This window comes from uncultured Ruthenibacterium sp., from assembly GCF_963558415.1.
Taxonomy (GTDB): Bacteria; Bacillota; Clostridia; order Oscillospirales; family Ruminococcaceae; genus Ruthenibacterium.
In genome coordinates this window covers 1-10010 of sequence record NZ_CAUWGY010000084.1, presented here as the reverse complement: position 1 = coordinate 10010, position 10010 = coordinate 1, and the positions used below count along the sequence as shown (strand labels likewise).

13 protein-coding genes are annotated in these 10010 nt (G+C 42.8%); 10 read left to right on the top strand and 3 right to left on the bottom strand.

The features are described from left to right. Both AB5H98_RS11355 and AB5H98_RS11350 read right to left on the bottom strand, forming a co-directional pair. A partial coding sequence (locus AB5H98_RS11355; RefSeq protein WP_367926010.1) for an MBOAT family protein occupies positions 1-1242 on the bottom strand: 1242 nt, incomplete at its 3' end. Between the two features lie 80 nt (positions 1243-1322). Beyond that, on the bottom strand, positions 1323-1799 hold the full coding sequence (locus AB5H98_RS11350; RefSeq protein WP_367926009.1) for a DUF4358 domain-containing protein: 477 nt from the start codon (positions 1797-1799) through the stop codon (positions 1323-1325). A 202-nt stretch (positions 1800-2001) separates the two neighbouring features. Here AB5H98_RS11350 and AB5H98_RS11345 point away from each other — a divergent pair, with 202 nt between their 5' ends. From AB5H98_RS11345 to AB5H98_RS11335, 3 genes are all read left to right on the top strand, one after another. Then, positions 2002-3051, top strand: coding sequence for an FAD:protein FMN transferase (locus tag AB5H98_RS11345; protein ID WP_367926008.1), 1050 nt, complete (start codon positions 2002-2004; stop codon positions 3049-3051). Then, positions 3048-3578 carry a Gx transporter family protein gene (locus AB5H98_RS11340; RefSeq protein ID WP_367926007.1) on the top strand — a complete coding sequence of 177 codons (531 nt, stop codon included), beginning with the start codon at positions 3048-3050 and terminating at the stop codon, positions 3576-3578. The genes AB5H98_RS11345 and AB5H98_RS11340 overlap by 4 nt, the downstream gene beginning before the upstream one ends. 100 nt (positions 3579-3678) lie before the next feature. Further along, positions 3679-4230 carry a ferritin family protein gene (locus tag AB5H98_RS11335; RefSeq protein ID WP_367926006.1) on the top strand — a complete coding sequence of 184 codons (552 nt, stop codon included), beginning with the start codon at positions 3679-3681 and terminating at the stop codon, positions 4228-4230. 41 nt (positions 4231-4271) lie between these two features. Here the strand turns inward: AB5H98_RS11335 and AB5H98_RS11330 are convergent, their stop codons facing one another. Next, positions 4272-4976: a DUF421 domain-containing protein gene (locus AB5H98_RS11330; protein WP_367926005.1), complete on the bottom strand. Its 705-nt coding sequence runs from the start codon at positions 4974-4976 to the stop codon at positions 4272-4274. A gap of 109 nt (positions 4977-5085) precedes the next feature. Between AB5H98_RS11330 and AB5H98_RS11325 the strand changes: the two genes are divergently transcribed. The 7 genes from AB5H98_RS11325 to AB5H98_RS11295 form a co-directional block, all read left to right on the top strand. Next, positions 5086-6048 (top strand): diacylglycerol kinase family protein, encoded by a 963-nt coding sequence (locus AB5H98_RS11325; protein WP_367926004.1) that lies wholly within the window; start codon positions 5086-5088, stop codon positions 6046-6048. A 183-nt stretch (positions 6049-6231) separates the two neighbouring features. Continuing rightward, the gene (gene groES, locus AB5H98_RS11320) at positions 6232-6516 is read left to right on the top strand and encodes a co-chaperone GroES (RefSeq protein WP_367926003.1); all 285 of its coding nucleotides are present in this window, start codon (positions 6232-6234) and stop codon (positions 6514-6516) included. Positions 6517-6548: 32 nt separating this feature from the next. Then, the gene (groL, locus tag AB5H98_RS11315; RefSeq protein WP_367926002.1) at positions 6549-8189 is read left to right on the top strand and encodes a chaperonin GroEL; all 1641 of its coding nucleotides are present in this window, start codon (positions 6549-6551) and stop codon (positions 8187-8189) included. Between the two features lie 96 nt (positions 8190-8285). Continuing rightward, positions 8286-8489 carry a spore coat protein gene (locus AB5H98_RS11310; RefSeq protein WP_367926001.1) on the top strand — a complete coding sequence of 68 codons (204 nt, stop codon included), beginning with the start codon at positions 8286-8288 and terminating at the stop codon, positions 8487-8489. Positions 8490-8491: 2 nt separating this feature from the next. Then, positions 8492-8743 carry a spore coat protein gene (locus AB5H98_RS11305; protein ID WP_367926000.1) on the top strand — a complete coding sequence of 84 codons (252 nt, stop codon included), beginning with the start codon at positions 8492-8494 and terminating at the stop codon, positions 8741-8743. A 192-nt stretch (positions 8744-8935) separates the two neighbouring features. Then, positions 8936-9352 (top strand): OadG family transporter subunit, encoded by a 417-nt coding sequence (locus tag AB5H98_RS11300; RefSeq protein WP_367925999.1) that lies wholly within the window; start codon positions 8936-8938, stop codon positions 9350-9352. 20 nt (positions 9353-9372) lie between these two features. Further along, positions 9373-10010: sodium ion-translocating decarboxylase subunit beta (locus AB5H98_RS11295; protein WP_367925998.1), on the top strand; the 638-nt coding region annotated here is incomplete at its 3' end.

Sequence of the window (10010 nt, the reverse complement as noted above, 5' to 3'; positions counted from 1 at the left end):
CAAAACACCATAGTTTCTCAAATAATAGAGTGCCGATACGCCGCCGGAAGGAACAAACATTTTGTTCACAAGCAAAGAAAGAGACACTCCGTAATCACTGCCGACAAACAAACCCCATCCAATTACAACTAAAAACATTGTGTAAAAATGCGGCCAGATTTTTCCTTTTTTCAAATGGGGAAGCAGCCAAATCTTTTCAATCATTAATAGAATACAATAGTAAAGTCCCCAAAAAATGAAATTCCAGTTTGCGCCATGCCAAAATCCCGTCAAAAACCAAACAATTGAAATATTAATTAACTGACGCTTTAGACCCTTTCGGTTTCCGCCCAAAGGAATATACACATATTCCCGGAACCATCCGGATAAAGTCATATGCCATCGGCGCCAAAATTCTGTAATGCTGCGGGAAATATATGGCAAATCAAAGTTCGGCGGGAAATCGAATCCAAGCATTTTTCCCATTCCAATTCCCATCATTGAGTAACCGGAAAAATCAAAATAGATTTGAAGAGAATAAGCAAGAAGGCCAAGCCATACAAGAGGTGTGGACGCGTTGGCCAATCCGATAACACTGTCTGAAGAAGATTGTCCAACAATGTCATACCATAGGCGACTAATACCGTCGGCTAACAATACCTTTTTTGCAAGACCAAAAATAAAAAGTGTGATTCCTTCATCGACGCGATCCAAGGTGATGCGTCCATGTAAAACATGAAGACGATCGGAGACATCTCGATATTTGACGATAGGACCAGCGATTAATTGCGGGAACATTACGACATATGCTCCAAAATCAATAATGTTGTGTTCTGCCTTTACGTCATTTCGATAAACATCAATGGAGTAGCTCATGGTTTGAAATGTATAAAAACTGATTCCAAGAGGCAGTGTCAGTTCAAGCAATGGAATATTCAGGCCGGTCAAGGCGTTGATGTTTGTAATAAAAAAGTCGGTATATTTGAAAAAAACAAGCATGCCCAAACTACCCACAATGCTGTAAAGCAAAAACACTTTGCGCGCCTTTGGGCTCTGAGAAAAACGTTCTATACCAAGTCCGGCTGTATAGTTGATGAGAATTGCCGCTGCCATAACGGGAAAAAGACGTACTTCTCCCCAAGAATAAAAAACCAGACTACATAAAAAAAGAACTGTATTTTTCCATTTGGCAGGAGCCAAATAGTAGAGGGCAAGGGTAATCGGAAGAAATCGAAAAACAAATAGAATCGTACTGAATACCATGAATCGAGCTCCTTCAAATTTGTTTCAAAAGGAATATCAAAAAGGAAGCCGGTACAAATGGTACCGGCTTCCCAGGTCGTTTATTTCAAGGCCTCATCAATTGCCGTATCTACCGCAGAATAATCTACGCCCTCACCGGCAATGGCAAGAACCACATAATCGCCCTTTACAACGACGCGGCCATTTTGCGTCTGCTCATATCCAATTGGAAAATCATCCTTGTAATTTTCCCATGTTGCAACGATTCCGTCGCGATAGGCTTCCAATTGAGTTTTCACCGTTTCCGCCTTTCCGTCGGCCGCCTTTACAACCAAAACCGTACCGGGTTTACCATTGGTCAAGGTTTGCTGACCGGAAAATTCCAAGAAATCTTCTTCTGCCAGATTCATGGAATAGATCAAATCATCTTGTTCGATATCTTTGGGATTTTCAATATTACAAACGCTTTCAACAGCACTGGCAACTTCTTTTACGTCATAAGTGGCTGAACCACCGCAAGCACAAAGAAGTCCAAGGCAAAGGCAGAGTGCAGCCAAAACAGCAAAGAAACGTTTCATTTTAGAGCCCTCTCTTTTAAATAAAGTATTAAAAAGCAAGTTAGTGTTATTGTACATGACTTTGGAAATATTTGCAAGGCCTTTTCCACAGTATGAACATTTTCAAAGCTTTTATTCATCGATACAACGCCACCGCTTGACAGAAGGAAAAAACACTTTTACAATCAACTTATTAATCTTGGGGAAAGCGCAGCGTGGAAATATGCGAAAAAAAGAGATTTTTCTTCGAGTGGTTTGTGCCCTGTGCATTCTGCTTGTGTTAACAGGCGGAGGGTTTTGGCTGCGGGCAAGGGAAGTGGCAAATCAATCGGTTCACAATGCTACCTTTATTATGGATACTGTTATGCAGCAGGATGTATATGGTCCTCAGGCACAAGAGGCGATTGAACAAGTTCAAAACCGTATTTCAGACATGGAAAAGGAACTGTCTCTCTATCAGTCGGATAGCGATATTGCCCGGTTGAACGAGGCGGCAGGAAAAGAAGCTGTAGAAGTTTCGGATGAGACTTATTGTATTTTAAAGCAGGCAAAAGATTTGTGTGAACAAGTTCCGGATGCTTTTGCTCTCACGATTGCGCCGCTTACTTTGGCTTGGGGAATTACCACGGATCAGCCAAGGGTTTTGACACAGGCAGAAATTGATGAGCTTCTTCCTCTGGTGGATGATGATTCTCTGATTTTACAAGATGGACAGGCCATGTTGCTTCGCTCCGGACAGGCGGTAGATCTTGGCGGGATTGCCAAGGGGGCGGCTTGTGATGTGGCTCGTGAAGTTTATGAAGATCTGGAAATAGAGCATGCACTTTTGAATCTGGGTGGAAGTACTATCTATGCAAAAGGAACTAAGCCGGATGGCACGCCGTTTCGAATTGGATTTCGCGACCCGGAAGGAGATCAGGAGAGTGCCATTGTTTCTTTTGATTTGAAGGATGCAGTGTTTTCGACATCTGGTGGATACGAACGATATTTTGAACAGGATGGTGTGCGGTATCAGCATATATTGGATCCGCGAACAGGCTGGCCTGCTGAAAGCGATATTTTGTCGGTAGGAGTGCTGTCCGAAAATGGGGCTCAAGCGGATTTTTATTCCACTGCTCTTTATGTGCTTGGAAAAGAAAAAACATTGGAGTACATGAAGGATGGCGTAACGGCAATTATGTTGTGCGAAGATGGCGTTCTGTACGCTTCAACGGCTTTTGAATCTTCACTGGAATTACTTTCGGATGAATATCAAGTGGTGTATGTAGAATGAAAACAGGAAAGGCACGGCAAGTGGCTTTATTAGGGATGCTGTTTGCTTTAACAATTGCGTTTTCTCTTATTGAAAGCCTCGTTACCCCTTTTTTGGGTTTGCCGCCGGGGGTGAAACCGGGGTTGGCGAATATCGTTGTGATGTATTCACTTTTTTTTCTAGGTGCAAGACAGGCATTGGTGCTTGTGGTTTTAAAATCGTTTTTTGTCTTGATTACCAGGGGAGTTTTGGCGGGTGCATTGAGTCTAGCTGGCGGATTGAGCGCGTTGGTTGTAATGCTTGTGATTCGAAAATTGCTGAAAGAAAAAACGTATTTTGTTGTATCGGTCAGTGGTGCGATTGCGCATAATGTTGGACAGCTTTTATTGTTAAATGTGATTTTGACCCAATCGATTTATACGTTTTTTTATCTTCCGGTTCTTCTCATTTCTGGATTGATAATGGGAACTGTCACTGCCGCAACGCTGAAAACAATTCTTCCTACTCTCCAAAAAATAAATTTTGGCACTATTGAGAAAAAATATTAATAAGTACTTGACATTAATAGATGGCGGTGCTATATTAATTACAGCAGCAATGCTTGTAAACATTAAAGTTGATAAAATGAATTTTATGGAGGAACGAACAATGTCTAAATTTGTATGTACCGTCTGTGGATATGTGTATGAAGGTGAGAGCCTTCCCGCCGATTTTGTTTGCCCGATTTGCAAAGCTCCCGCTTCGAAATTTCAAGAGCAGAAAGGTGAAATGAGCTGGGCTGCAGAGCATGTGGTTGGCGTTGCACAGGGCGTTGATCCTGAGATTCTGCAGGGCCTGCGCGATAACTTTAATGGTGAGTGCAGCGAGGTTGGTATGTATCTCGCTATGGCGCGTGTTGCTCATCGTGAAGGCTATCCGGAAATCGGTCTGTATTGGGAAAAGGCAGCTTATGAAGAGGCTGAACATGCGGCTAAATTTGCTGAGCTGCTGGGCGAGGTAGTTACGGATTCTACGAAGAAGAATTTGGAGATGCGCGTAGAGGCCGAGAACGGTGCTACTGCTGGCAAAACTGCTTTGGCTAAAAAGGCAAAAGAACTGGGACTGGATGCTATTCATGACACCGTTCATGAGATGGCACGCGATGAGGCTCGTCATGGACGTGCTTTTGAAGGCCTGTTGAACCGTTATTTCGGCAAATAAGATTTTTAAATAAAAAAGGGACGGATTTTTCCGTCCCTTTTTTATTCGAAAATGTCATGACGCACAGCGTGTCCAGTTTTTTTATATACGGTCAACTTATTTTGTGAATCACAAGTGGCGAGAAAAACGTCTTTTTGCTTAATGTGTTGTGCATTAAGCGCTTTTTCGAGCCAAGTTTTATCATTGCCGGTATATTTGAGGTTTTCATTTATTAATATGCCATCAATAATGATATTGACAGGAGGATATTCTTGTGAAGGGGTAAGATCGATGTCCTCTGGAGTAACGGGGCGTTTAGAAGATTTAGGAAGCAGGCTTACTTTTCCGTTGGTTTCTAAAATGGCACAGGCCAGATCTTTTAAATCAAAATATCCTCCTACTCGACATTGTGTGAGAAACTCATTGATATCCATTTTGGCGGCAATAAGATTTTTTTCGTAAATTTTCCCGTTTTCAAATAAAACGATGGGTTTCCCATTAAAAAATTTTCTTAGAACAAGTGATTTGCAACTAAGAAGCGAAATTGCAAGAGCGGCAATGGCGTAAACAATCATTGCAATAAGAGGCTTTAAAAAATCTCCACCTAAGCTGGTGGCGAATTCTGCTGCAATGGAGCCGATTGTAATTCCATTCACATAATCAAACATACTCATTTGACTCACCTGGCGTTGTCCCATCAGTTTTGTTAAAAGAAACATTGCGGCAAGGGACCCAAGACTGGTGAAAAAAATTGCAATAAGCTCCATGAAAATACTCCCTTCCAATACTTTAAAATAGTATGTGTAGAAAAAGTATTTGTATCCATTGTTAAAATACAGTATGATAGGAAGGGAGATATGAAAAGGTGTGGTAAGGATGGAACATATTTTTGTTGTAAACCCTGTTTCGGGAAAAGCGGATGCAAGTTTGCATTTGGTGCCACAAATTATTGAGCAGGCAAAGAAATGTGGCGTTTCATATCGTGTCGAAATTACACAGTCGCATCGTCATGCTGTTGATTTAGCATATGAGTATGCACGCGCAGCAGAACAAGTTCGTATTTATGCTTGTGGTGGGGACGGAACACTGAATGAGGTTTTAGAAGGAGTGCTGTCTTCCGGAAATTCAAAAGCAGAAGTGGCGAGTGTTCCATGCGGTTCAGGAAATGATTATGTGAGAAATTTTGGGAAGTTACATGATTTCCTTAATTTGCAAGAACAGATTAAAGGTACGGCTATTCCGGTTGACTTAATGCGGACTTCAAAAGGTATTTCGGCAGCCATTTGCTCGGTAGGGATCGACGCAAAGGTTGCCTACAATATTCCCAAATATCGTCGTATTCCGTTTTGCGGTGGGAGTATGGCTTATAATTTATCAATTGCCGAAAATTTGTGTAGGCCGATTGGACAGCTTTTACGAGTGGAAATCGATGATAAGGTATTTGAAGATGAGTTCTTGATTGCTACTGTTTGTAATGGTTCTTATTATGGTGGGGGATTTCGGGCGGCGCCGAGCGCAGATTTGCAGGATGGTATTTTAGACGTTATTTTAGTAAGAAAAATGAGCAGGCTGCGAATTGCAGGTGTTTTATCCAAGTATAAAGAAGGGCGACATATTGATCAAGATGGAATGGTCGTACCGGATTTGAAAAATGTGATGCTATATTTTCGTGCGCAAGAGGTTCACATTGCCCCGGTAAATCGAACGAGTGTTATTATTAATGTGGATGGTGAATGTGAGCCGGCATCTCGTTTGGATGCTATCGTGATGCCGAAAGCGGCAAATTTTGTTCTTCCTAATATCGTTTGGGAAAACTGGAAACGAACTCGAAATGTATGAATATTGTTTGTGATCTTTCATATCAAAAAAGCTGCGGTTTATTTTCGCGGCTTTTTTGTCTTTGTTCATAAAAAATTTTTATTTTCCCCTCTTGATTTTTCCGTAAAATGGGGTACAATATGTTTAGCACTCAAGATAATAGAGTGCTAAAAACGGAAACTTTAATATCAGGGGGAATTTGCAATGAAAATCAGACCTCTTGCTGACCGTGTGGTCATTAAAAATGTAGAAGCGGAGGAAACCACGAAGAGTGGTATTATTTTGACGGGAGCCGCAAAAGAGAAACCGCAGGTATGCGAAGTAATTGCCGTGGGACCAGGCGGTAATGTAGATGGACACGAAGTTGTGATGACAGTCAAACCGGGCGACAAGGTGCTGATTGCCAAGTATGCTGGAACAGAAGTTAAGGTGGATGGCGAAGAATGCGTAATTGTTCGCCAGTCTGATATTCTTGCTGTGTGCGAATAAAATAAGTGAGAAGATAAAGGAGTAGATGAACAATGGCAAAGCAGTTACTGATGGGCGAAGAAGCCCGTAAAGCGCTCAGCGCTGGTATTGATAAATTGGCTGATACGGTCAAAATTACATTGGGACCTAAAGGTCGTAATGTCGTTTTGGGAAAAAAGTTTGGTTCTCCTGTGATTACAAATGATGGCGTTACCATTGCTAAAGAGATTGAGCTGAAAGACGCTTTCGAAAATATGGGAGCACAGTTGGTGCGTGAGGTTGCTACCAAGACGAACGATGCCGCCGGTGATGGTACTACTACGGCAACTGTTCTGGCACAGGCTCTTGTTACAGAGGGCATGAAGAACGTAGCTGCTGGCGCAAATCCCATGGATGTAAAGCGCGGTATGCAGAAAGCAGTTGTAGCTGCGGTTGATGCATTTAAGGCCAATAGCAAAACGATGAATGGCACCGCTGATATTGCTCGTGTAGCGACTGTTTCTGCCGGTGACGAGACCATCGGTAATTTAATTGCTGAGGCAATGGAGAAAGTTTCTGCAGATGGCGTAATTACTATTGAAGAGAGCAAGACGGCTGAAACTTACTCTGAAGTGGTAAAAGGCATGCAGTTTGACCGCGGTTATATCACTCCGTATATGGTCACAGATACAGAGCGCATGGAAGCGGTGCTGGATGATGCTTATGTTCTGATTACGGATAAAAAGATTAGTGTCATTCAAGACATTCTGCCGTTGCTTGAGCAGATTGTTCAGTCCGGCAAAAAGCTGTTGATCGTTGCCGAGGACGTGGAGGGCGAGGCCCTGTCTACTTTGATTGTGAACCGTCTGCGTGGTACCTTTACAGTTGTTGCGGTAAAGGCTCCTGGCTTTGGTGATCGTCGTAAAGAGATGCTGCAGGATATTGCTATTCTTACGGGCGGCACTGTAATTAGCGAAGAGTTGGGTTACGAACTGAAAGATGCGTCTATGGAAATGTTGGGACGTGCTCGTCAGGTGAAAGTGACCAAAGAATATACCACTATTGTGGATGGTATGGGTGACAAAGAGGCCATCGCTTCACGCATTGGGCAAATTCGTGCGCAGATGGATGTTACAACCAGCGACTTTGACAAAGAGAAACTGCAAGAGCGTTTGGCCAAACTGTCCGGTGGTGTAGCTGTCATTAAAGTTGGCGCTGCTACCGAAGTTGAAATGAAAGACAAAAAATTGCGCATTGAAGATGCTTTGAATGCGGCAAAGGCTGCTGTGGAAGAGGGCATTGTTGCTGGTGGCGGCACTGCTCCGATCAACGCAATTCCCGCAGTGGAAAAAGTGATTGAAAGTCTTGAAGGTGACCAGCGCACAGGTGCGAAGATTGTCCGCAAAGCTCTGGAAGCTCCTTTGCGTCAGATTGCGGCAAATGCTGGCTTGGAAGGCAGCGTTATTATCGATAAAATTATGACTTCCGGTGAGGTCAATTACGGATTCAACGCCCAGACTGAAGAATACGGCGATATGATTTCGGCGGGCATTGTGGATCCGACGAAGGTAACTCGTTCAGCATTGGAAAATGCTGCAAGCGTTGCCGCTATGGTTCTGACCACTGAGAGTCTTGTAGCTGATGAGCCTGAGGAGCCGGCTGCAGCGGCTGCTGCGGCAGGTGCTGGTATGGGCGGCATGGGCGGCATGTATTAATTCTATAAGAATTTTAAGCCTCACGGTTTTTCCGTGGGGCTTTTTTGTATAGTTTTTTTCTGACTGGGGATAATACAAAAGAAAGGAAGAAAAGGTATGGGTGAAATAATGTCAATTGAGGAGTTATCGTGCTTTTCGAAACTTTTATTGTATGAACGAACCAGTGTAAAAAAGTACAAAGCATATGCGCAGACTTGTGAGGACTTGGCTTTGAAAGAATTATATGAGGATATAATTCAGCGACAAATAGAGCACTATAACTCGCTTTTGGAGGAATTGCAAAGACAGGGGGAGATTTAGCTTTGGATGAATCCGTAAAAATGCAAGATGCGCTTATGACTCAGCGAATGCTTGCGCAATGTTATACGGAATATATGAATATCTGTACGAATAAAAGCACGAAGAATAAAATGTTAAAACTGATGGCAGAAGAACAGGATATACAATTAGAACTTCTTGGAGAGATGAACAAGAGAGGATATCTTTTTTCTGAGCAAGCGGATAGTGAAAAAATAGCACATATATGTAATATTTTTAATGACGACTCAATTTGACTGTGTTTTTAGCACGTTTGATTGAATTATGCGAGGGAAACTAAAATTGCCCTCGCATTTTCTTTTTGAAAGATGTAAAAAAAGAAAAAAATATTGCGATTTTTTTAACAAGAATGAAAAAATACGGTTGCAAGTAAAAGAGTTTTCCACTATAATATAAAAAGATATCGTGAAAAACAGGGAGGTAGTTTTATGGACTTTGCTCCATTGCTGACCGTTGCGGCGGCGATGAACAACCTAGAAGGGGAACCATCAGTAGGTGTCGTGGTTGTAACAGGTCTGGTTTTGGTGTTTGGCGTGTTGATTTTGTTGTATTTGATCATCACGTTAGAAGGTGTTATTTTTTCTTCCATTGATAAGAAGAAGGCTGAAAAGACCGCTAAGGCGAAAAACGCTGCTCCGGTTGAGAAGGCTCCAGTTGTGCAACCGATTGCGAAGGCTCCGGTTGTAGAAGCGGGAATTCCCGAGGAAGTTGTGGCTGCCATTGTGGCATCTATCGCATGCATGGACGGTGGAAACCGTTATACATTGCGCTCGTTGAAACGTGTAAAAACGGGACGGAACGCGTGGGCTCAGGCTGGCGTGGCTTCTTATACCGATCCCTTTTAAGTTTAGAAGGAGTGTGAAACATGCAAGGCTTTTTGGATGCTGTTACCGGAATTGCAAATGAATCCGGATTTATGGGGATTTTTCAAAATCCGGGTTATCTTGTTATGATTATTATTGCCTGTGTTCTGTTGTATTTGGCAATTGTAAAACAGTTTGAACCGTTGCTTCTTCTGCCGATTGCTTTCGGTATGTTGCTTGCAAACCTTCCGTTTGGCGATATTATCCATATGGAATTTTTCTTAACGGAATCAGGCCACCCGGACTTTGTCAGCGTGCTCAATGAGGGCGGATTGGCTGATATGCTTTATTTGGGCGTAAAACTTGGCATTTATCCTCCGTTGATTTTCCTTGGCATTGGAACAATGACGGATTTCGGACCACTGATTTCCAATCCCAAGAGTCTGTTGTTGGGCGCTGCTGCTCAGTTGGGTATTTTTACTACTTACATTGGTGCTAAATTTTTGGGCTTTACTGGTCCGGAGGCTGCTTCCATCGGCATTATCGGTGGTGCGGATGGCCCGACTGCTATCTTTGTGACTAGTCAATTGGCACCGCATTTGTTGGGTGCAATTGCGGTGGCTGCGTATAGCTATATGGCGCTTGTACCGATTATTCAACCGCCAATTATGAAGGCTTTGACCACCAAAAAAGAGCGTCA

Excerpts from the sequence above, each read along its gene's own strand:
- AB5H98_RS11325 (WP_367926004.1), top strand. The coding sequence starts at position 5,086 with ATGGAACATATTTTTGTTGTAAACCCTGTTTCGGGAAAAGCGGATGCA.
- AB5H98_RS11340 (WP_367926007.1), top strand. The coding sequence starts at position 3,048 with ATGAAAACAGGAAAGGCACGGCAAGTGGCTTTATTAGGGATGCTGTTT.
- AB5H98_RS11310 (WP_367926001.1), top strand. The coding sequence starts at position 8,286 with ATGGGTGAAATAATGTCAATTGAGGAGTTATCGTGCTTTTCGAAACTT.
- AB5H98_RS11300 (WP_367925999.1), top strand. The coding sequence starts at position 8,936 with ATGGACTTTGCTCCATTGCTGACCGTTGCGGCGGCGATGAACAACCTA.
- AB5H98_RS11350 (WP_367926009.1), bottom strand. The coding sequence starts at position 1,799 with ATGAAACGTTTCTTTGCTGTTTTGGCTGCACTCTGCCTTTGCCTTGGA.
- AB5H98_RS11330 (WP_367926005.1), bottom strand. The coding sequence starts at position 4,976 with ATGGAGCTTATTGCAATTTTTTTCACCAGTCTTGGGTCCCTTGCCGCA.
- AB5H98_RS11345 (WP_367926008.1), top strand. The coding sequence starts at position 2,002 with ATGCGAAAAAAAGAGATTTTTCTTCGAGTGGTTTGTGCCCTGTGCATT.
- groL (WP_367926002.1), top strand. The coding sequence starts at position 6,549 with ATGGCAAAGCAGTTACTGATGGGCGAAGAAGCCCGTAAAGCGCTCAGC.
- AB5H98_RS11335 (WP_367926006.1), top strand. The coding sequence starts at position 3,679 with ATGTCTAAATTTGTATGTACCGTCTGTGGATATGTGTATGAAGGTGAG.
- groES (WP_367926003.1), top strand. The coding sequence starts at position 6,232 with ATGAAAATCAGACCTCTTGCTGACCGTGTGGTCATTAAAAATGTAGAA.